The sequence below is a fragment of the Xanthomonas sp. GW genome, from assembly GCF_014236815.1.
Classification (GTDB): Bacteria; Pseudomonadota; Gammaproteobacteria; order Xanthomonadales; family Xanthomonadaceae; genus Xanthomonas_A.
The window spans coordinates 4,740,620-4,760,578 of record NZ_CP051189.1; the positions used below are offsets into that span (position 1 = coordinate 4,740,620).

The window sequence follows — 19,959 nt, forward strand, 5'->3', positions numbered from 1 at the left end:
CTCCTACAGGGCGCGTGCGCGGCGTAGAGCCGCGCACGCATCTCGCGCTAAGCCTGCTGCGCGGCCAGGTCCGCGCTCCAGAACGGGCCGTCCGGATACAGGTACTGGGTGACCGACTGCGCGTGCATCTCGGCCGAGAAGCCCGGCAGCGTCGGCGCCAGGTAGCGGCCGTGTTCGATGCGTACCGGATCGACGAAGTGCTGGTGCAGGTGGTCGACGAATTCGATCGCGCGGTCTTCCATCTTGCCGGTGATGGCGACGAAGTCGGCCATCGCCAGGTGCTGCACCAACTCGCACAGGCCGACGCCGCCGGCATGCGGAAACACGCGCACGCCGAACTTCGCCGCCAGCAGCAGGATCGCCAGGTTCTCGTTGACCCCGCCCACGCGCGCGGCGTCGATCTGGATCAGGTCCACCGCGCCGGCCTGCAGCAGTTGCTTGAACACCACGCGGTTCTGCGTGTGCTCGCCGGTGGACACCGGCACCGGCGCGATGCCCTGGCGGATCGCGGCGTGGCCGAGCACGTCGTCGGGACTGGTCGGCTCCTCGATCCAGGCGATGTCGAACTCGGCCAGCTGGCGCATCCAGGCGATCGCCGGACCCACGTCCCAGCGCTGGTTGGCGTCCACCGCCATCGCGATGTCCGGACCGATCGCTGCGCGCGCCAGGCGGCAGCGGCGGATGTCGTCCTGCACGTTGGCGCCGACCTTGAGCTTGATCGTGCGGAAGCCGTCGGCCACCGCTTCCTTGGCCAGGCGCACCAGCTTCTCGTCGGAGTAGCCGAGCCAGCCAGGCGAGGTGGTGTAGGCCGGATAGCCCTGTTCGAGCAGCGTCTGCAGGCGTTCGGCGCGCAGCGGTTCGGCCGCGCGCAGCATGGCCAGCGCCTCGTCGGGGGTCAGCGCGTCGGTCAGATAACGGAAGTCGATGGTGGCCACCAGCTGTTCCGGCGACAGCTCGGCGATGTAGCGCCACAGCGGCTTGCCGGCGCGGCGCGCGGCCATGTCCCAGGCGGCGTTGATGACGCCGCCGATGGCCATGTGCATCACGCCCTTCTCCGGGCCCAGCCAACGCAACTGCGAATCGTCGGTGAGGCTGCGCGCGAAACCGCCCAGGTCGCCGATGACGTCTTCCACCTCGCGCCCGACCACATGATGCGACAGCGCCGCGATCGCCGCGCTCTGCACGTCGTTGCCGCGGCCGATGGTGAACACCAGGCCGTAACCGGCGAGGCCGTCGTCGGCATCGGTGCGCAGGCGCAGGTAGGCGGCCGAGTAGTCCGGATCCGGATTCATCGCATCGGAACCGTCCAGTTCGCGCGAAGTGGGGAAACGCACGTCGAAGGTCTCGAGGGCGACGATTTTGCTCATGGGGATCCTGGTGGTGAGGCGGTAGAGAAAAAGAAAAATGCGATTGACAAGCCCCCTCTCCCCCCGGGAGAGGGGTTGGGGTGAGGGTGCGGGAGTGCACAACTGCCGGCGCCCTTCAGAACACGAACGAAGTAGAAGCACTCAGCCGTGTTGCACACGCGGGATACGAAACGCGAGCGAAGACCGTATCCAGATGGATGGCGAGGTGGCTTCGCCCCTACCCTCACCCCAACCCCTCTCCCAGTGGGAGAGGGGCTTTGCGGCTTTAGCTTGCGTCGCGGGGATGGGCGACCACAGCCTGGCGCTGCTCGCCCAGGCCTTCGATGCCCAGCGCCATCACGTCGCCCGGTTTCAGGTAGATCGGCGGCTTCTGGCCCAGGCCCACGCCCGGCGGTGTGCCGGTGCTGATCACGTCGCCCGGCATCAGCGTCATGTAGCGGCTGATGTGGCTGACCAGCTCGGCCACGCCGAATACCATCGTGCGCGTGTTGCCGTTCTGGTAGCGGTGGCCGTTGACCTCCAGCCACATCGACAGATTCTGCGGGTCGGCCACTTCATCGCGGGTGACCAACCACGGGCCGAGCGGGCCGAAGCCGTCGCAGCTCTTGCCCTTGACCCACTGCCCGCCGTGCTCGAGTTGGAACTCGCGTTCGGACAGGTCGTTGATCACCGCGTAGCCGGCGACGTGCTCGAGCGCGTCCTCCAGCGACACATCGCGGGCGACGTCGCCGATCACCACGCCCAGTTCCACTTCCCAATCGCTCTTCTTCGAGCCGCGCGGAATCGTCACGGTGTCGTTGGGGCCGCTGATCGCGGTGGTGGCCTTCATGAACAGCACCGGCATCTCCGGCACCGCCATGCCCGACTCGGCGGCGTGGTCGGCGTAGTTCAGGCCGACGCAGATGAACTTGCCGACGCGGCCCACGGCCGGCCCGTAGCGCACCTCGCCTTCCACCTTGGGCAGCGTGGCCGGGTCGAGCGCGCGCAGCTTGTCCAGGCCGGCGGCGGTGAGGTGTTCGCCGGCGACGTCGTCGATGATCGCGGACAGGTCGCGCAGGTGACCATCGGCGTCGAGCAGGGCAGGACGTTCGTGGCCGGGTTCGCCGTAGCGCAGCAGTTTCATGGGATGTCCTCTTGGAAGTGGAAGGCAGGCGCGGTCAGTTCGACCAGCCGCCGTCGATGATGTGGGTCTGGCCAGTGGTGAACGAGGCGTCGTCCGAAGCCAGGTACACGACCAGTTGCGCGATCTCGCGCGGGTCGCCGAGACGGCCCATCGGCTGGCGGTCGGTGAAGCTCTTCCACACCGCCTGCTCGTCGCCGCCCAGCGCCTTGACCCGCTGGCCCAGCGACGGCGTCTTGATCGTGCCCGGGCAGATCGCGTTGCAACGGATGCCCTTGGCCACGTAGTCGGCAGCGATGGCCTTGCTCAGCCCGATCACCGCCGCCTTGGTCACGCCATAGGCGAAGCGGTTCGGCACGCCCTTGATGCTGGAGGCCACCGAGGACATGTTGACGATGCTGCCGCGGCCCTGCTCCAGCATGCCCGGCAACACCGCCTGGCACAGGTAGTACATCGCATCGACGTTGATCGCGAACGAGCGCCGCCACGCCGGCTCGTCGCAGTCGAGGATGCTGCCCTGGTGCACGTAGCCGGCGCAGTTGAACAGCACGTCGAACGGCGCGTTCGCCGCGACCAGCGCCTGGATCGCCGCGGCGTCGGTGACGTCCAACGTCTGCGTGACGATCGCATCGGATTCGGCGGCCAGCGCCTGCAATGCGGCGGCATCGATGTCGGTGGCCAGCACCTGTGCGCCCTCGCGCGCGCAGGCCAGCGCGCTCTCGCGGCCGATGCCGGCGCCGGCGGCGGTGATCAGGCAGCGCTTGCCTTGCAGGCGGCCGCTCATGCGCGGCTCCGGGGATGGAAGGCGGACGTGGTCATGGTGGGGCACTCTCGATCAGGGGGAAGGAAGCGGCTGGGGCAAACGGTAGAAGCGGCGTGCGTTGCCGGCGAACACGTCGGCAGCGTGGCCGGCGGCATGGCGCGCGACCAGCGCCTGCGCCAGCGCGAGCCAGTCGCCGTAGCCGGCGCGCTGGGTCAGCACCGGCCAGTCGCTGCCCCACAGCACCCGCTGCGCGCCGAAACAGGCGAACACCTGCGCCACGTACGGCTCGATCGCCGCCGCCTCGGCATCGGCAGGCAGTTCGGTGAGCAGGCCGGACAGCTTGCACAGCACGTTCGGATGCCGCGCCAGCTGCGCCAGGCCATCGGCCCAGGCGGCGAAACCGTCGCCGCCGATCGCCGGCTTGGCGGCATGGTCGAGCACCACGCGCAACGCCGGATGGCGCCGCAGCCGCGCCTGCAGCGCGGGCAGGTGCAGCGGCTTGACCAACGCATCGAACGCCAGGTCGTGCCGCAGCATCGCGTCGAACGCGGGATCCAGCTGCGGCCGCGCCAGCCACTGCGGATCGGCCAGGTCCTGCACCATCGGCCGCAGGCCCTTGAGCAGCCCGTCGCCCTCGACGCACAGCGCGGCGATGCGCGCGGCCGCGTCGGCGGCCTCGAAATCGATCCAGCCGACCACGCCGGCTATGCGCGGCTGCGCGCGTGCGAGCTGCAACAGGTAGCGGGTCTCCGCTTCGGTCTGCGCCGCCTGCACCGCGACGATCGCGTCCACGCCGTGCGCATCGAGCGTGGCGATCAGGTCTTCGGGCACGAAGTCGCGATACAGCGCGGCGAGTTCGGGCGTCAGCCAGTCGTAGTCGCCGCGCGCCAGCTGCCAGAAGTGCACGTGCGCATCGACCACGTTCACGGCGTCGGCACCTGCGCCTGCAGCAGGCCCTGGTTGCGCAGGTCGCGCCACAGCGCGGGCGGGATCGGCGCGTGCAGGCGCGCGGCGGCGCTGGCCACCTCCGCCGGCGTGCGCATGCCGGCGACCACCGCGGCGACCGCCGGGTGTGCGAGCGGGAACTGCAGCGCGGCCGCGCCCACGTCCACGCCCTGCGCCGCGCAGGCCGCGAACAGCTGCTGCGCGTGCTTGAGCGTGGCTGCATCCACCGGCGCGTAGTTGTAGGTGTCGCCGGGGCCGCGCGCGTCGCTGAGCAGGCCCGAGCTGTACGGGCCGGCGACCAGGATGCCGACCTGGTGCTGCAGCGCCTGCGCCATGATCCGCTGCGCCGCGTGCTGTTCGAGCAAGGTGTAACGGCCGGCCAGCATCACGCAATCCAGCGGGAACAGCGGCATCAGCTCCAGCGCGATGTCTTCCTCGTTGACGCCGATGCCGATCGCGCGGCAGGCGCCGCTGGCCTTGAGCTCGGCCATCGCCGGCAAGGCCTCGTCCAGCGCCTGGCGCAGCATCGCCGGGTGGCGTTCGCCATGGGTGAGGCGGCCGATGTCGTGCAGCAGCAGCACGTCCACGTGGTCGGTGCCGAGCCGCTGCAGGCTGGCCTCGAATTCGCGCAGCACGCCGTCGCGGCTGTAGTCGAATGCGGCGCCGCGTCCGGCCACGGCGAAACCGTCGCGCCCCGGCGCGGCACCGGCCTCGTCGTAGACGCGGCGCCCGACCTTGGTCGACAGTGTGTAGCTGGCGCGCGGCAGCCCGCGCAGGCCCTGCCCGAGCCGGCGCTCGCTCAGCCCGTAGCCGTAGTACGGCGCGGTGTCGAAATGGCGGATGCCGGCGGCATGGGCATCGGCGACCGCGGCCAGCGCCACCGCATCGTCCACTTCCGCATACAGATTGCCGATCGGCGCGGCGCCGAAGCCCAGCGTGGCGATGCGCACCTCGCTGCGGCCCAGCGGGCGCTGCGCGATTGCGCCGGGCTCGGCGGCGGCGACCGCGGCGTTCACTGGCACCGGCCTCGACCGTTCGCCGGCGCACGGCGCCCGCTCGGCCTGCAGGATCGGGGACCGCTGGAATTGCGCATGCCACGCCTCCGCCCACCTGGGGCCAGATCGGATGATGGCCGGATCGCGTCGCCCTGGCCGCTGGCGCCGCTTGCCGACTGTTCGTATATGAATATAGCAATCATAAGTGAACAATCAACGACGCGGTGCAGCATGGGGCTGGGAATCGGGAATGGGGAGTCGGGAATGGGTAGAAGCGGCTACCCGGCGCGGAGGGATTGCGAGCAGGCAGGGAACGACGGCGGGGCGGGAATCGGGCGCTGGGTCGCGGGCGCAGCTCGCTAGATCAGGCCGGGATGGGCAGGCCCAGCCGGTCCCAGACGTCCGCCGGGCGCTGCAGCAGCGGCAGCGGCGTGTGCGGCTGCAGCGCGGCTGGCAAGGTGTAGCCCCAGCCGACGCCGGCGAAGGCGATGCCGGCCTGGCGCGCGGCGTCGGCGTCGCGGATCTCGTCGCCCACACAGAGTGCACGTGCGGCCGGTACCCGGCACGCCTTGAGCGCTGCGCTTAGCTTGCGGCGCTTGCCCAGCACTGCTGCGCCGCAGCCGATGTGGCGGAAGCGCGCGGTCAGTTCGGTGCCGAGCACGCGCTCGACATTGTCGCGGCTGTTGGAGGTCACCAGGGCCAACTGCACGCCGGCCCGCGCGAGCGCGTCCAGCAATTCGGTCACCCCGTCGAACAGGGCGATGCGCTCGATCTGCGCGGCCATCAGCGCGCGCATGCGCCGCGCCACCGCCGGCACCCGCCACCAGCGGATGCCGCTGCGCGCCATCAATTCGCGCGCGCTCAGGCTGCGGATTTCCTGCAGCCGCTCCGGCTCGAAGCGGCGGAAGCCGAACTCGTCGGCGACGTCGTTGATGGTGTCCAGGAACCAGGCGAAGGAATCGGCCAGGGTGCCGTCGAAATCGAAGATGATCAGGTCGTAGCGGCGCATGCGGCGGCAGCATGCCGCAGCACCGGCCGCGTCGCCAGCAAGGCCGCGCCCCGCGCCTGCATGCGGTTAAGCCGGAGCCGGCGGTGGCCGGCCCCGGCGCTGGCTCAACCGCAGCAGTAGCAGACCAGCGGCTTGCCGGGACCGCCCGGCCCCAACTCGCCGCCGAACGGCGCGCACTCCTGCTGACACGCCCAGGCGCTACACGATGCATCCTTCTCGATTCCGTCGCCGGCGGTCGCCTGCACCGCGCCGAAGCCCATGCAGGCCAGGAACACGGCCGCGACCATGCCGTTACGCAACGCTGTCCAACGCTGTTTCATGTCGTCACTCCTCGAGAGTTGCCAAAGCCGCCGGCGCCTCCGTGCGTCGCACTGCGGCCACCAGGTCCTGCACCCGCTCCGTGGTATCGAAGACGCCGACGCGTGCGTAACGCACCCGCCCATCGCGGTCCAGCGCCAGCATCGATGGCACGTTGCGCGCGCGAAACAGCATCAGCGCGCGGCGATCGGTGAGCGTGGTCACCGGAAAGGGAAAGCGATGCTCGACGGCATAGCGGCGCGCCTGGTCGGGGCTGCACTGGCACACTCCCAGCACCTGCACGCGGCCGCCCTGCTCGGCCAGGCGCTGCGCCGCCTGCACCACGCTGGGCGCCGAACGCTTGCAGTACGGACAGGTGGTGGTGAAGAAGAACAGCACCTGCGTGTCCCCCGCCGGCACACCCAGAGTCAGCGCCGAACCGTCCAGCGCGGTCGCTGCGATCTTCGGCACATACATGCCCAAATAGGGTTCGGTGGTGCGGGTCACGAACCAGCGCCGCTCTTCGCGCAGCTGGCGGTTCTGCCAGGCCAGCACCATCAGCAGCGCGCAGGCCGCGAGCAAGGCCAGCCAACTCCAGGGAAAACGACGTGCCATGCGCTGTGCATCCCGTGCGGTGTCGCTTGCAGGCTGCGCAACTGCGCCGGGTTCGGTCAACGCCTGGCGTGCGGTTTTTGCGGCCGCGTGGCGATGCTGGGGAGGCAATCACGCTTTACCGCAGGTACGCATTCCAGTGGCGTGCGCCGCGTTGCAGGCAAGCGCACGGCCTGCACGTCGCAGTTCTCTAAATCATGGGAGCAGCGTCTGCAGCGAGACGCGCTGGCGCGCCTTCATCCGCCCTTGCCTTCCGCTTCACACGCTGCGTTCGCGGCGGCGCGCACGGTGCAGCCTGGTTTTCCGAATCATGAGGCGCATATGCAGATGCAGAATCCCAACCCCGGCCAGGATCCGCAGCAGCCACCGAACGAGGTGCCCGGCCAGGTTCCGAATCCGGGCGTGGATCCGATCCCGGATCGGCCGGTGGACCCGATCCCGGACCAGCCGATCGACCCGACCATCCCGCCGATCAGCGATCCGGTCGGCGATGTCGATGCCCCGGTGCCGGGGCCGCGCGGGCCGACGCAGTACGTGTAGCGTCCGGCCCAGAAAACTCCCCTGTAGGAGCGGCTTCAGCCGCGACACGGCGTTACCGATAACGCCTGGTCGCGGCTGAAGCCGCTCCTACAGAGACAAAGCATTGGCGATGGCTAGCGAATCCGGAACCCCATCGTCGCCTCCACCGCCTGTTGCCAGCCGGCATACAGTTCCTCGCGGCGCTCGGCCGGCATGCTCGGCTCGAAGCGGCGGTCCACCGCCCACTGCTGCGCGATCTCCGCGCGATCCTTCCAGAAGCCCGTCGCCAATCCGGCCAGGTACGCGGCGCCCAGCGCGGTGGTTTCCGCGACTTCCGGGCGCAGCACCGGCACGTCGAGGATGTCGCTCTGGAACTGGGCCATGAAGTCGTTGCTGATCGCGCCGCCATCGGCGCGCAGTTCCTTCAGTTCGATCCCCGAGTCGACCTGCATCGCGGTCAGCACGTCGCGGGTCTGGTACGCCATCGACTCCACCGCGGCGCGAATGAAGTGTTCCTTGGTGGTGCCGCGGGTCAGGCCGAATACCGCGCCGCGGATGTCGCTGCGCCAGTACGGCGCGCCCAGGCCGACGAAGGCCGGCACGAAATACACGCCGTCGTTGTCGCCTGCGCGCTCGGCGTAGGACTGCGAGTCGCTGGCCTTGCCGAACATGCGCAGGCCGTCGCGCAGCCACTGGACCACCGAACCGGCGACGAAGATCGCCCCTTCCAGCGCGTACTCGACCTTGCCGTCCACGCCCCAGGCGATCGTGGTGAGCAGACCGTTCTTGGATTCCACCGCCTTCTCGCCGGTGTTCATCAGCATGAAACAGCCGGTGCCGTAGGTGTTCTTGGCCATGCCCGGCTCGAAACAGGCCTGGCCGAACAGCGCCGCCTGCTGGTCGCCGGCGATGCCGGCGATCGGCACTTCGTGGCCGTAGAAATACTGGCCCTGGGTGGTGCCGTAGATCTCGCTGGAGGAACGCACCTCGGGCAGCATCGAGGCGGGGATGTCGAGCATCTGCAGCAGCTCTTCGTCCCAGCGCAACTCATGGATGTTGTACAGCAGCGTGCGCGAGGCGTTGGTGTAGTCGGTGACGTGGACCTTGCCGGCGGTGAGGTTCCAGATCAGCCAGCTGTCGATGGTGCCGAACGCCAGCTCGCCGCGCTGCGCACGCTCGCGCGCGCCCTCGACGTGGTCGAGGATCCACTTGACCTTGGTGCCGGAGAAATACGCATCGATCAGCAGGCCGGTCTTGGCCCGCACCATGTCCTCGTGGCCGGCGGCCTTGAGCTGGTCGCAGATGTCCTTGGTCTGCCGCGACTGCCAGACGATGGCGTTGTAGATCGGCTGCCCGGTGGCGCGGTCCCACACCACCGCGGTCTCGCGTTGGTTGGTGATGCCGATGCCGGCGATCGCGCTCGCGTCCACCTGCTGGTTGTTCAGCAGTTCGGTGATCGTGGTGTAGACGCTGGTCATGATCTCGCGCGGGTTGTGCTCCACCCAGCCCGGTTGCGGGAAGATCTGCCCGAACTCGCGCTGCGCCATGCCCGCGATGTGGCCCTTGCGGTCGAACAGGATCGCGCGCGAACTGGTGGTGCCCTGGTCGATGGCCAGGATGAATTTCTTTTCCATCGGTGACTCCTGCGGGGTCGTGAAGGCGCGCGCCGCGGCGGCGCCCGAAATGGATGGGGAGGTGCCGGCGGTGCCGGCACCCAGGTCGCGCCGGCTCAGGCCTGGCGCGACGCCGCTTCTTCCTCGAGCGCCTTGATCCGCGCCGGCAGGAACGGATAGATCAGCCATTGGTAGGCCGCGCCGCCGATCACGCCGCCGATCAGCGGGCCGACGATCGGAATCCACCAGTAGCTGTTGGCCGACGGCAGCGCCGAAGACCCCCAGCCGGCGAAGTAGGCGAACAGGCGCGGCCCGAAATCGCGCGCCGGATTGATCGCCCACGCTTCCAGGTAGCCCATCGAGGCGCCGATGGTCGCCACCAGCAGGCCGATCATCAACGCGCCGGAATTGGCGGTGGGCGCGGCCTCGTTGTAGCGCTCGGTGATGGCGAAGATGCCGAAAATCAGGAACGCGGTCAGGATCACCTGGTCGCGCAGCGCATGCATCGGGGTGATCGCCAGGCCCGGTGCGGTGAAGAACACGCCGGCCGCGCCACCCGCTTCGCGGGTCAACTGATGGGCCTGGTTGTAGTGGTCGATCACCGGCGCGAACAGCAGATAGACGATGCCCGCGCCGAGGAAGCCGCCGACCACCTGCGCCGCCCAGTACGGCAACACCTTTTTCCACGAGAAACCGCGGAACACCGCCAGCGCCAGGGTCACCGCCGGGTTGGCGTGGGTGCCGGAGACCGAGCCGGTCGCGTAGATCGCGATCGTCACCGCCAGGCCCCAGGCGATGCACACGCCCCAATAGGCGTTCTGGTAGGGGCTGGGGTCGTACAGCACGTACATGCACGCCACCGAACAGCCGAAGGCGATGATGATCACCATCGCCATCGCCTCGGAAATCAGTTCGCCAAGCAGTTGCCGGTTCATGCGCGCTGCTCCCGCACTGCTGTCGTCGTCTTGCCGGTCATGCCGGTCGTCGTCTTGCACATGCCTGCCACCCTCCACGGTCGTTCCCAGGTTCGCGCGCGGCGGCGGATGCCGATGCGCGCGGCGATTGCGCACGCGCGGCCGGCGCCCGGGACGGGCACGCCGGCCGCGGTGCTTGCCTCATGCGGGCGCGGCGGCCACCGCGGCCGGCGCCTGTTGCAGATAGTCGATCAGCCGCTGGCGGCCGGCCGCGTCGATGCGCAGGCCGAGCTTGCTGCGGCGCCACAGCAGGTCGTCGGCCTGGGTCACCCACTCGTGTTCGCGCAGGTAGTCCACTTCCGCCTGGTACAGATCGGCACCGAAATGCTCGCCCAGTTGCTGCAGCGATGCCGCGTCGCCCAACACTTGCACCGCGCGGGTGCCGTAGTTGCGCGCCAGCCGCCATGCGGTCGCTTCGCTCAGCCATGGCCGCGCCGTGCGCAGTTCCTGCGCCAGTACGCGGATGTCGCGGCGCTCGCCGCCCGGAAGCGGCGCGCCGCGCGCGGTCCACGCCGGCGCCTTGCGCCCGGCGTGCGCGACCAGCCGGTCCACCGCTTCCTCGGCCAGCTTGCGATAGGTGGTGAGCTTGCCGCCGAACACGTTGAGCAGCGCCGCGCCGTCGTCCGCGTCCACTTCCAGCAGGTAGTCGCGGGTGACCTCGGCGGCGTTGTCCTCCTCGTCGTCGAGCAGCGGGCGCACGCCGCTGTAGCTCCACACCACGTCGCTGGGCGCGATCTGCTTGAGGAAATAGCGGTTGGCCGCCTCGCACAGGTAACGCGTCTCCTCGGCATCGATCTTCGGCGCGGACGGATCGGCGCGGTAGTCCACGTCGGTGGTGCCGATCAAGGTGAAGTCGTGCTCGTAGGGAATCGCGAACACGATACGCCGGTCGGGCTGCTGGAAGATGTAGGCGTGGTCGTGCTCGAACAGCCGCGGCACCACGATATGGCTGCCCTTGACCAGGCGCAGCGCGTGGTCGTGACCGACCTTGGCCACGTCGTCCAGGAACTGCACCGCCCACGGCCCGGCGGCATTGACCAGCGCGCGCGCCTGCAGGTCCTGGCGGCGGCCGTCGGCATGCTCCAGCTGCACCTGCCATATGCCACCGACGCGGCGCGCCGCGACGCAGCGGGTGCGGGTCAGGATCCGCGCGCCGCGTTGCGCCGCGTCCATCGCGTTGAGCACCACCAGCCGCGCGTCCTGCACCCAGGCATCGGAATAGACGAAGCCGGTGCGGAATTCCTCGCGCAGCGGCGCGCCGACCGGATCCGAGCGCAGCGCCATGCGCTTGGAGCCCGGCAGGGTGCGGCGGCCGCGGCCGAGATGGTCGTACAGGAACAGGCCGGTGCGGATCATCCACGCCGGGCGCAGGTGCGGCTGGTGCGGCAGCAGGAAGCGCAGCGGCCAGATGATGTGCGGGGCCAGGCGCAGCAGCACCTCGCGCTCGGCCAGCGCCTTGCCGACCAGCGCGAACTCGTACTGCTCCAGGTAGCGCAGCCCGCCATGGATCAGCTTGGTGCTGGCGCTGGAGGTGTGCGAGGCCAGATCGTCGCGCTCGCACAGGCACACCGACAGGCCACGGCCCACCGCATCGCGGGCGATGCCCACCCCGTTGATGCCGCCACCGACCACCAGCACATCGTAGATCTCGCGCATTGCCTGACTCCAGAAGCGTCGTGTCACCGGGCAAATACCCGGGTCGACGACGAAGGACGAAAAGATCGTAAACGAACATTTTCGAACATAGCACGCTGCAGTGCAGCGTAGAGTCAACGCAGAGCCTTGCTGTTGGAGGCATAGGCACATGGCGACCGCTTCATTTCCGGCAGCCGGGCTCCCGCCGATAGCGACTCCCGGCGGGGTTTAACGTCATAATAACGAAACAATACGAACATAAACGCACACGAAATGCGGGGTTCGTCTGTTCCCAGCGCCGGTCGCTGCGCCGCCCGGCATGCGCCCGCATGCCGGCTTGCCTCACCCACGCACGTCGCGGCGGCGCAGCTCAGTCTGGATCGGCCTGGCTGCTGGCCACCACATCCGCCTCGGCCTCGCCGTCGGCGCCGCCCTCGGCGACGAACACGCGGGTGCCGGCCTCGGCCAGCACCGCGGCCAGTTCCGGCGGCGGCGCGCGGTCGGTGAACCAGGCCTGGACCCGCGCGATCGGCCCGAGCCGGACCATGGCGTTGCGGCCGAGCTTGCTGTGGTCGGCGGCCAGGAACACCTGCCGCGAGTGCTCGATGATGGCCTGCGCCACCCGCACCTCGTGGAAATCGAAATCCAGCAGGGTGCCGTCCGGATCGATGCCGGAAATGCCGATCACCCCGAAATCCACCTTGAACTGGCGGATCAGTTCGATCGTGGCCTCGCCGGTGACGCCCTGGTCGCGGCCGCGCACGCGCCCGCCGGCCACCATCACCTCGAAGCTCGGATTGGCGCTCATCATCACCGCCACGTTGAGGTTGTTGGTGATCACCCGCAGCCCGCTGTGCCCCATCAGCGCGCGCGCCACGTCCTCGTTGGTGGTGCCGATGTTGATGAACAGCGACGCGTCGTCGGGGATGTGCTGCGCCAGCAGCGTGGCGATGCGCCGCTTCTCCTGCGCCTGCAGCGACTTGCGCGCCGTGTAGGCCAGGTTCTCCACGCTCGACGGCAGGCTGACCCCGCCGTGGTAGCGGCGCAGCAGGCCGGCCTCGCACAGCAGCGCCACGTCGCGGCGGATGGTCTGCGGGGTCACCTCGAAACGCGTGGCCAGCCCTTCCACTTCGGCATAGCCCTGCTGTCGCACCAGCGTCACCAGCTGTTCCTGGCGCGGATTGAGCGCGGGCACCGCGCTCGGCTTGGGAATCGTGTTGTCCATGCGCCGATGATGGGGCGCATGCGCGCGCGGATGCAAACGCCGCCATCGCGATCGCACGGCGCCGTGGCGACCGGCGCGCCTCGACGCGACGCGCCTACCCCCCATGCGGGACACGGCCTAGACTACGCACCCCGCCGGACGCCCACCGGCAGCACCGGACCGGCCATGATCAACAACGACGTACTGCGCTCCATCCGCTACATGCTCGACCTGAGCGACCAGATGATCGTGGACACGGTCCACCTCGCCGATCCCGCCTTCCCGATCGACAAGAGCGAAGTGCCGGCCTACCTGAAGAAGGAAGACGAGGACGGCTTCGTCGAATGCAGCGATCTGGTGCTGGCGCACTTCCTCGACGGGCTGGTGTTCCACTACCGCGGCCGCGACGACAGCCTGCCGGCGCGCCCGGTGGAAACCCGGGTCACCAACAACGTGGTGCTGAAGAAGCTGCGCGTGGCGTTCCAGCTGAAGGACGTGGACATGCACCAGATCTTCGCCGACGCCGGCTTCCCGGTGTCCAAGCCGGAGCTGTCGGCGCTGTTCCGCCAGCCCGAGCACAAGAACTTCCGCCTGTGCGGCGACCAGCTGCTGCGCAACTTCCTCAAGGGCCTGACCTTGCGGATGCGCGCGGCGGGGTGAGGCGGAGTGCGCGATGCGCGCTGGGCGGGCTTGTTGCTGAGGAGGAGCGCTTCAGCCTCGACGGTAGCCGAAGCCGTCGTCTTGCCGAGGCCTTGGGTCGCGGTTGAAACCGCTCCTACAGGAGCCGCAGTCCGTGGCAATGCGATGCTGTCCCGACGCTATCCAAAGTCGTCAGGCTCTCCGCTTCGTTCGTCGCCACTGAAGTCGCTCCCACAGGAAGCGAGTCAGCGGATCCGATAGACCCGCGCCTTCGGCAGGTCTTCGTCCACCTGCAGGAACCAGCGTCCGGCGATGCCGGGCACGACCTTGATCGCCGGCGAGGCCAGCGCGGTGCGCAGGGTCATGCTGCCCTTGAGCACCTTCCACTGCTGGCCGTTGTCCAGCACGAACACGGTGCCCGGCGCCCAGCCGGCGACCTCGCCCTGCACGCGGGCACTGATCGGGCCGTCGTCCAGGCCGATCATCATGCCCTGCCCGGCCTCGGGCTCGCCGGCGACGGCCGCTGCGGGTGCAGACGCGGGCCGCGCCGGGGCCTGTGCCGCCTCGCGCGTCTCGGCGTCGCGCAGCAGGCGATTGAGCGTGGCCAGCTGGGTCGGGGTCAGGCCGACCTCGCGCAACTGCTCGGCACTCAGCTTGTGCTCGATCTCCACATACCCCGACTGCGCCTGCGCCATCGGCGCCGCCAGGGCGCATGCCAGCGCCAGCACTATGTATTTCATCGTTCGATCCTGCCGCGTTCGCGGATAAGAAAGGCCGCACGGTCGATGGGACCTGCTCCCCAGTTCGACGAGTTTGGGTCAATCCGGTGACACTTGGATGACGCGCCGCACCCGTGGCCATCGCGGACAGCTTGCCCGACAGCGAACGCTACGGCCGGTCGCCGCCCCTCGGCGCATCGCCGTGACGACCGGCCACGGCGATCGCATTGCAGCGCTGCCGGCGTTCACGCTCGCAAGCCCGGCGCCCCACGGCGCTCTGGCACGTCCTGCGCGCCGCGACGGGTAAGGCACCCTACCCCAGGGAATCGCCGAACGACCGACGCGCGATGTCCTGCGCGGGCGCGCACGCGCTCGATCACCACGCGCCGCGCATCTTTCGGTCCAGGCGTCGACGGTCGCCGCTCTCGGTCGCAGTGGCTTGCATCGGAAACGCCTGTCGCGACCGATGGCCGAGGCGGCTCCGCGCCGCACCCGCGACGTGTTGTTCACACACCGCGCGGCATGTCCAGCCGGCGCCATCAGGACGGACCATACCCCCAGGTGTGCACGCCGCCCGCCGCGATTCGGTCTACGATGCGCGGGGTCGCCACCCATGGCGGGCGCCGCCCACTCCCTGCGCCGGCGGTGTCCCTTCCCGTTACGTTTTGAGGTCCCCATGAAACTAGAGGTGCTGTTCGACCAGTTGCACACCCTGCCGACCATCCCCAAGGTGGCGCAGGAGCTGATCCTGCAATTCGACAATCCCACCACCAGCCTGGACAGCGTGGCGCGCAGCATCGAGCGCGACCCGGTGATCGCGGCCAAGGTGCTGCGCCTGGCCAATTCGGCGCGGTTCCGCGGCGCGCGCGATTCGACCAGCGTCGAGGACGCGGCGCTGCGCCTGGGCTTCAACACGCTGCGCACGCTGGTGCTGGCCTCGTCGATGACCGACGCGTTCCATGCGCCCGCCCATTTCGACCTGCGCGCGTTCTGGCTGCACAGCTTCGAGGTCGCCGGCATCTGCCGGCTGCTGGCCAAGCAGAAGGGCCTGGATCCGGAAACCGCGTTCACCTGCGGCATGATGCACAACATCGGCGAATTGCTGATCCAGACCGGCGCGCCGGACTATGCGGCGCAGCTGCATCCGGATGCGTCCTCCAGCGGCCGCGCCGCCGACGAGACCGTGCAGTTGGGCTTCGGCTACCCGGAAGTGGGCGCCGAACTGGCGCGGCGCTGGCACCTGCCGGAGGTGATCCAGACCGCGATCGCCTTCCAGGCACGGCCGCTGCAGGCGCCAGAAGGCCAGCCGATGCCGCGCGTGGTGGCACAGGCGGCGCTGGTCGCCGATGCGCTGGAGCGCTGCGGCGGGGCCACCCCGGAAGCGCGGCAGGCGGTCAGCGGCCCGCTGCTGGACGACGTGGACCTGGACGCGCTGTTCGCCGTGCTGCCGGACGTGATCGAGGCCGACCGCGCGTTCACCGAGATGCTGCGCTAAGCGTTGCTCGCCGCGCCTTCGGCAACGAGGGAGATCGGAAACCACTGTAGGAGCGGCTTCAGCCGCGACCGGACGTTACCGGTAACGCCCGGTCGCGGCTGAAGCCGCTCCTACATTTTAAAACCGATCCCGCAACAGGACTTATATGGGCGACAACACTGAAGAGTTTTTTATTGTCAATCACTTATCCGATGACAAAGGCGCGCCCTCTTTTTTTGCCTCTGAATGGACACCTCCCTTTCCGGAGTTCCACTACCCTTCCGAGTTGCCGGGGCAGAGCGATTTTGCTTCCAGCTACTTTATAAAGGCGAAAACCAATCTACTGGAAGCCGACTACCTTGTCGATGAACTCTTAGCCTCGGATGCAATGCTTGAGTTGGTCGAAACGCTGAAAGCTCCAGTAATCACATGCCCTATCAGTATCGAGCTCTACAGAAAAAAAACGCCATCCAGGCGCTACAACCTACTCATACCGACCAATCGACTTGCTATTCTCGACCAAGAGCGCTCCATATTCGAAATTGATGCGGATAAATATACCGGCAAACTCCTGATGCCTTCCGACAGCGGCACGCAAGAAGTTATCTATGCAAGAATAGACAAATTCATAATACGCAAAGGCATCGAAAGTCATTTGTTTTATTGCATGGAAATAAAAGAAACTGTTTGCTCCAGAACATTCAAGAACGCTTTTGAAAGCCATAAGCTCACAGGCGTCAAGTTCATGGCGTTGGACGCCTCTTACCGCTACGACCCTTGGGCAGATTTCTGTTAGTTCGCCACCCTGCCCCCGGTGGAGACGGTCCGCACTTCGATTGACGGCGCGACCTCCTGCACTAGCCGCTCTCACGCTACGCCCGCAGCGCGCCGACCACGCTCGGCCATAGCTCGGACACGGTCGGATGGATCGGCACCGCCCACTGCAGCGTCTCGAACGGCTGCTCGGCATTGATCAGATCGAGCACGCCGTGGATGGCTTCGTCGCCGTTGATGCCGAGGATCGCCGCGCCGAGGATGCGGTGGGTCTGCGCATCGGCCACCAGTTTCATGAAGCCGGCGGTCTCGCCGTTCTCGCGCGCGCGCCCGACCTGGGTCATCGGCCGCTTGGCGAACAGCAGTGGGCGGCCGCTGGCGCGCGCCTGCGCCTCGGTCATGCCGACCCGGCCCAATGGCGGGTCGGTGTACAGCGCGTAGCCGGGCACGCGCTGCGACACCCGGCGCTGGCCGCCGTCGAGCAGGTTGGCGGCGACGATCTCGTAGTCGTTGTAGGCGGTGTGGGTGAACGCGCCGCGGCCGTTGCAGTCGCCCAGCGCCCACACGCCGGCGGCGCTGGTCGCCAGTTGCTCGTCGACGACGATGTAGCCGCGCGCGTCGATGGCGATGCCGGCGTGTTCCAGGCCCAGGTCGTCGGTATTGGGCTGCCGTCCCATCGCCAGCAGCACATGGCTGGCGACCACTTCCGGCGCGCCTTCATGGCAATCCACCTGCACCGCCACGCCCTGCGCATGCGGTGCGAAGGCGATGCATTGCGCGTGGGTACGCACCGCCACGCCCTCGCCTTCCAGCACGCTGCGGATGCAGTCGGACACGTCCTCGTCCTCGCGCGCGATCAGCCGCGGCTGCCGCTCGACCACGGTGACCTGCGCACCGAGGCGGCGGAAGATCTGCGCGAATTCCAGGCCGATGTAGCTGCCGCCGATCACCGCCAAGTGCCGCGGCACTTCCTGCAGCTGCAGGATCGAGGTATTGGTCAGGTAGTCGATCCGTTCCACCCCCGGCAGCGCCGGCACGTGCGCGCGGCCGCCGACGTTGAGGAAGATCTTCGGCGCACTGATGCATTCCTCGCCCACGCGCAGCCGCTGCGGCGCCTCGAAGCGGGCATGGCCGCGCAACACGGTGAGCCCGGGCATGCCGCCCAGCCACTGCTCCAGGTTGTCGCGCGCGCTGTGCGTCACCGCATGCGCGCGTGCCATCACCCGCGCGATGTCGATGCCGACCTCTCCGTGCACCTGCACGCCGTAGTCGGCGGCGCGCCGCGCCAGGTGCGCCACGCGCGCGCTGGCGACCAGGGTCTTGGTCGGCATGCAGCCCGTGTTGACGCAGGTGCCGCCGACCAGTTGCCGCTCGACCAATGCCACCTGCATGCCGGCGGCGACCAGCCGGCCGGCCAGCGAGGGCCCGGCCTGGCCGGCGCCGACCACGATCGCGTCGAATGGGCGGCTCATCGCAGCAGCGCCATCGCCAGGACGCCCAGGCCGATCGCCGCCGCGTCTTCGAGCAGCGCGGCCGGCAGATCGCGACCGAAATGCCGCGCCATCGCCGCGCGCGCCACGGCACCGCCGTAGGTCCCCAGCACCGCGCCCAGCGCACCGGCGACCATCGCCGCCACCCACAGCCCGCCGCCCATGCCCACCGCCGCGCCACACAGCCCGCCCATCACGATCCGCGTGCCGAACTGCACCGGCACCTTGCGGCTGGGCGTGCCCGGCAACTGGTCGGTGACCAGCTCGCCGACGGCCAGCAGCGAGACGATCCACGGCGTGAAGCGCCAACCCAGGAACGCCAGCGGCGTGCCGACCAGCGGCAACACGCCCAGGCTGGCGGCCCAGCTGACCACGGCCGGCGCGGTCATCGCGCGCAGGCCAGCTACGATCCCGATCAACAGCGCGACGACGAGCAGGCTCATGGCGGCGACTCCGGCAGGTGGCGAAAGAAACCCGGGACAACCTGGCAAGTGCGGCATACCGCACGGCAGGCGGCAGCGGCCCTTGAGTATAGGCAGCCCTGCACGGCGCCCGCCATGCAGGACCGATTTGCGCACGCGCATGCAATGCTGGTCAGGGCGTTTGGTTTGGCTTTGTTGGCTTTGTTGGCTTTGTTGGCTTTGTTGGCTTTGCTGCCTTCGCTGGTTTTGCTGGCTTTGCTGGTTTCGCGGACCTGGCCTGCTTGGTGGGTTTGACCGTCTTGCCGATCTTGGGCGACTGCAATGGCTTGGCTGCACCAGTCGGCTTGCCCACTCTGTCTGCCTTGGTCGTCTTGGTCGTCTTGGTCGCCACCGGCGGCGCATGCTGCTTGGCGGTTTTCCCGGCTTTCGCCGACTGCATCGGCTTGGCCGGCTTCGCCGCCTTTTCGGCCTTCGCAGGCCTGCCCTTTTTCGCAGGGCCGGTGACCTTGTCGGCCGGCGCGGCGACGCTGCCACGCTTCGTGGCGGCTTTCAGCGCGATCCAGGTCGGCGCATGATCGCTGGCATGCGGCAGGTCGCGCACCCAACGGTCCACCCCGGCGTCGTGCAGGCGCGCGGCCAGCGGCGGGTTCAGCAGCAGGTGATCAATGCGCAAGCCGGCATCGCGCTGCCAGTGCTGGCGGAAGTAGTCCCAGAACGTGTAGATCCGGCGCTCGCCATGCACCTTGCGCAGGCTGTCGGTCCAGCCTTGCGCGAGCAGGTCCGCGTAGGCCTGGCGGCTTTCCGGCTGCAACAGCGCATCGCGGCGCCACGACGCCGGGTTGTAGATGTCATCGTCGGTCGGCACCACGTTGAAGTCGCCGATCAGCGCCACCGGATGCGGCAGCGCGACCAGATGCCGCGCATGCCGTTGCAGCCGCGCGAACCAGTCCAGCTTGTAGTCGAACTTCGGCCCCGGGCGCGGATTGCCGTTGGGCAGGTACAGGCAACCGACCAACACGCCATGCGCCATCGCCTCCAGGTAGCGGCTCTGCGTATCGCGCGGATCGCCCGGCAAACCGCGCCGGCTCTCCACCGGATCGCTGCCCTTGGCCAGCACCGCCACCCCGTTCCAGGCCGACTGCCCCATCCACAACGCGCCATAGCCCGCCGCGTGGATGTCGGCGATCGGAAAGCCCGCATCCACGCTCTTGAGCTCCTGCAGCCCGATGATGTCCGGCGCCTCGCGCCGCAACCATTCCAACAGCTGCGGCAGGCGGCTGCGGATGCCGTTGACGTTGTAGGTGGCGATCTTGAGCGTCTTCATCGCATGCGCCGTTGCAGAACCGGCCATCACCTTGGCCCAGCTACGCTCGGCGCATCGTGAAAAC

At 68.6% G+C, this 19,959-nt stretch carries 20 protein-coding genes; 4 read left to right on the forward strand and 16 right to left on the reverse strand.

The window, feature by feature from the left end:
- Positions 1-47: 47 nt before the first annotated feature.
- The 8 genes from HEP73_RS20485 to HEP73_RS20520 all read right to left on the reverse strand — a co-directional run bounded on the left by HEP73_RS20485 (position 48) and on the right by HEP73_RS20520 (position 7,084).
- Positions 48-1,367, reverse strand: coding sequence for an L-fuconate dehydratase (locus tag HEP73_RS20485; protein WP_185821337.1), 1,320 nt, complete (start codon positions 1,365-1,367; stop codon positions 48-50).
- 265 nt (positions 1,368-1,632) lie between these two features.
- Entirely contained in the window at positions 1,633-2,490 is an 858-nt protein-coding gene (locus tag HEP73_RS20490) for a fumarylacetoacetate hydrolase family protein (protein ID WP_185821338.1), read from the reverse strand.
- Positions 2,491-2,524: 34 nt separating this feature from the next.
- Positions 2,525-3,271, reverse strand: coding sequence for an SDR family oxidoreductase (locus HEP73_RS20495; RefSeq protein ID WP_185814313.1), 747 nt, complete (start codon positions 3,269-3,271; stop codon positions 2,525-2,527).
- A gap of 51 nt (positions 3,272-3,322) precedes the next feature.
- On the reverse strand, positions 3,323-4,177 hold the full coding sequence (locus HEP73_RS20500; protein ID WP_185821339.1) for an amidohydrolase family protein: 855 nt from the start codon (positions 4,175-4,177) through the stop codon (positions 3,323-3,325).
- Positions 4,174-5,175 (reverse strand): aldo/keto reductase, encoded by a 1,002-nt coding sequence (locus HEP73_RS20505; protein ID WP_185823522.1) that lies wholly within the window; start codon positions 5,173-5,175, stop codon positions 4,174-4,176. The genes HEP73_RS20500 and HEP73_RS20505 overlap by 4 nt, the downstream gene beginning before the upstream one ends.
- Positions 5,176-5,554: 379 nt before the next feature.
- Positions 5,555-6,199, reverse strand: a complete 645-nt coding sequence (locus tag HEP73_RS20510) for an HAD-IA family hydrolase (RefSeq protein ID WP_185821340.1) — start codon at positions 6,197-6,199, stop codon at positions 5,555-5,557.
- Between the two features lie 104 nt (positions 6,200-6,303).
- Complete coding sequence (locus HEP73_RS20515) at positions 6,304-6,519, reverse strand: hypothetical protein (protein WP_185821341.1); 216 nt, start codon at positions 6,517-6,519, stop codon at positions 6,304-6,306.
- Between the two features lie 4 nt (positions 6,520-6,523).
- The gene (locus HEP73_RS20520) at positions 6,524-7,084 is read right to left on the reverse strand and encodes a peroxiredoxin family protein (protein WP_185823523.1); all 561 of its coding nucleotides are present in this window, start codon (positions 7,082-7,084) and stop codon (positions 6,524-6,526) included.
- 345 nt (positions 7,085-7,429) lie between these two features.
- Here HEP73_RS20520 and HEP73_RS20525 point away from each other — a divergent pair, with 345 nt between their 5' ends.
- Positions 7,430-7,648: a hypothetical protein gene (locus HEP73_RS20525; RefSeq protein WP_185816727.1), complete on the forward strand. Its 219-nt coding sequence runs from the start codon at positions 7,430-7,432 to the stop codon at positions 7,646-7,648.
- Positions 7,649-7,761: 113 nt separating this feature from the next.
- Here HEP73_RS20525 and glpK read toward each other — a convergent pair whose 3' ends face one another.
- From glpK to HEP73_RS20545, 4 genes are all read right to left on the reverse strand, one after another.
- Positions 7,762-9,261, reverse strand: coding sequence for a glycerol kinase GlpK (glpK, locus tag HEP73_RS20530; RefSeq protein WP_185821342.1), 1,500 nt, complete (start codon positions 9,259-9,261; stop codon positions 7,762-7,764).
- Between the two features lie 95 nt (positions 9,262-9,356).
- Positions 9,357-10,175 carry an MIP/aquaporin family protein gene (locus HEP73_RS20535; protein ID WP_185821343.1) on the reverse strand — a complete coding sequence of 273 codons (819 nt, stop codon included), beginning with the start codon at positions 10,173-10,175 and terminating at the stop codon, positions 9,357-9,359.
- Between the two features lie 180 nt (positions 10,176-10,355).
- Positions 10,356-11,870 (reverse strand): glycerol-3-phosphate dehydrogenase, encoded by a 1,515-nt coding sequence (glpD, locus tag HEP73_RS20540; RefSeq protein WP_185821344.1) that lies wholly within the window; start codon positions 11,868-11,870, stop codon positions 10,356-10,358.
- Positions 11,871-12,219: 349 nt separating this feature from the next.
- Positions 12,220-13,074 carry a DeoR/GlpR family DNA-binding transcription regulator gene (locus HEP73_RS20545; protein WP_185821345.1) on the reverse strand — a complete coding sequence of 285 codons (855 nt, stop codon included), beginning with the start codon at positions 13,072-13,074 and terminating at the stop codon, positions 12,220-12,222.
- 165 nt (positions 13,075-13,239) lie between these two features.
- On the opposite strand from HEP73_RS20545, the gene HEP73_RS20550 reads away from it, so the two are divergent.
- Positions 13,240-13,713 (forward strand): YehS family protein, encoded by a 474-nt coding sequence (locus tag HEP73_RS20550; protein WP_179569339.1) that lies wholly within the window; start codon positions 13,240-13,242, stop codon positions 13,711-13,713.
- Between the two features lie 224 nt (positions 13,714-13,937).
- Here the strand turns inward: HEP73_RS20550 and HEP73_RS20555 are convergent, their stop codons facing one another.
- Positions 13,938-14,432 (reverse strand): hypothetical protein, encoded by a 495-nt coding sequence (locus HEP73_RS20555; RefSeq protein WP_185821346.1) that lies wholly within the window; start codon positions 14,430-14,432, stop codon positions 13,938-13,940.
- A 655-nt stretch (positions 14,433-15,087) separates the two neighbouring features.
- Here HEP73_RS20555 and HEP73_RS20560 point away from each other — a divergent pair.
- The gene (locus HEP73_RS20560) at positions 15,088-15,906 is read left to right on the forward strand and encodes an HDOD domain-containing protein (RefSeq protein ID WP_185821347.1); all 819 of its coding nucleotides are present in this window, start codon (positions 15,088-15,090) and stop codon (positions 15,904-15,906) included.
- A 145-nt stretch (positions 15,907-16,051) separates the two neighbouring features.
- Positions 16,052-16,681, forward strand: coding sequence for an imm11 family protein (locus HEP73_RS20565; protein ID WP_185821348.1), 630 nt, complete (start codon positions 16,052-16,054; stop codon positions 16,679-16,681).
- Between the two features lie 76 nt (positions 16,682-16,757).
- Here the strand turns inward: HEP73_RS20565 and HEP73_RS20570 are convergent, their stop codons facing one another.
- The 3 genes from HEP73_RS20570 to HEP73_RS20580 form a co-directional block, all read right to left on the reverse strand.
- Complete coding sequence (locus HEP73_RS20570) at positions 16,758-18,131, reverse strand: FAD-containing oxidoreductase (protein WP_185821349.1); 1,374 nt, start codon at positions 18,129-18,131, stop codon at positions 16,758-16,760.
- Positions 18,128-18,592: a DUF4126 domain-containing protein gene (locus HEP73_RS20575; protein WP_185821350.1), complete on the reverse strand. Its 465-nt coding sequence runs from the start codon at positions 18,590-18,592 to the stop codon at positions 18,128-18,130. Before HEP73_RS20575 ends, HEP73_RS20570 begins: the two co-directional genes overlap by 4 nt.
- A gap of 151 nt (positions 18,593-18,743) precedes the next feature.
- On the reverse strand, positions 18,744-19,895 hold the full coding sequence (locus HEP73_RS20580) for an exodeoxyribonuclease III (protein ID WP_185821351.1): 1,152 nt from the start codon (positions 19,893-19,895) through the stop codon (positions 18,744-18,746).
- Positions 19,896-19,959: the final 64 nt, after the last annotated feature.

Excerpts from the sequence above, each read along its gene's own strand:
- HEP73_RS20485 (WP_185821337.1), bottom strand. The coding sequence starts at position 1,367 with ATGAGCAAAATCGTCGCCCTCGAGACCTTCGACGTGCGTTTCCCCACT.
- HEP73_RS20490 (WP_185821338.1), bottom strand. The coding sequence starts at position 2,490 with ATGAAACTGCTGCGCTACGGCGAACCCGGCCACGAACGTCCTGCCCTG.
- HEP73_RS20495 (WP_185814313.1), bottom strand. The coding sequence starts at position 3,271 with ATGAGCGGCCGCCTGCAAGGCAAGCGCTGCCTGATCACCGCCGCCGGC.
- HEP73_RS20510 (WP_185821340.1), bottom strand. The coding sequence starts at position 6,199 with ATGCGCCGCTACGACCTGATCATCTTCGATTTCGACGGCACCCTGGCC.
- HEP73_RS20515 (WP_185821341.1), bottom strand. The coding sequence starts at position 6,519 with ATGAAACAGCGTTGGACAGCGTTGCGTAACGGCATGGTCGCGGCCGTG.
- HEP73_RS20525 (WP_185816727.1), top strand. The coding sequence starts at position 7,430 with ATGCAGATGCAGAATCCCAACCCCGGCCAGGATCCGCAGCAGCCACCG.
- glpK (WP_185821342.1), bottom strand. The coding sequence starts at position 9,261 with ATGGAAAAGAAATTCATCCTGGCCATCGACCAGGGCACCACCAGTTCG.
- HEP73_RS20535 (WP_185821343.1), bottom strand. The coding sequence starts at position 10,175 with ATGAACCGGCAACTGCTTGGCGAACTGATTTCCGAGGCGATGGCGATG.
- glpD (WP_185821344.1), bottom strand. The coding sequence starts at position 11,870 with ATGCGCGAGATCTACGATGTGCTGGTGGTCGGTGGCGGCATCAACGGG.
- HEP73_RS20545 (WP_185821345.1), bottom strand. The coding sequence starts at position 13,074 with ATGGACAACACGATTCCCAAGCCGAGCGCGGTGCCCGCGCTCAATCCG.
- HEP73_RS20550 (WP_179569339.1), top strand. The coding sequence starts at position 13,240 with ATGATCAACAACGACGTACTGCGCTCCATCCGCTACATGCTCGACCTG.
- HEP73_RS20555 (WP_185821346.1), bottom strand. The coding sequence starts at position 14,432 with ATGAAATACATAGTGCTGGCGCTGGCATGCGCCCTGGCGGCGCCGATG.
- HEP73_RS20560 (WP_185821347.1), top strand. The coding sequence starts at position 15,088 with ATGAAACTAGAGGTGCTGTTCGACCAGTTGCACACCCTGCCGACCATC.
- HEP73_RS20565 (WP_185821348.1), top strand. The coding sequence starts at position 16,052 with ATGGGCGACAACACTGAAGAGTTTTTTATTGTCAATCACTTATCCGAT.
- HEP73_RS20570 (WP_185821349.1), bottom strand. The coding sequence starts at position 18,131 with ATGAGCCGCCCATTCGACGCGATCGTGGTCGGCGCCGGCCAGGCCGGG.
- HEP73_RS20575 (WP_185821350.1), bottom strand. The coding sequence starts at position 18,592 with ATGAGCCTGCTCGTCGTCGCGCTGTTGATCGGGATCGTAGCTGGCCTG.
- HEP73_RS20580 (WP_185821351.1), bottom strand. The coding sequence starts at position 19,895 with ATGAAGACGCTCAAGATCGCCACCTACAACGTCAACGGCATCCGCAGC.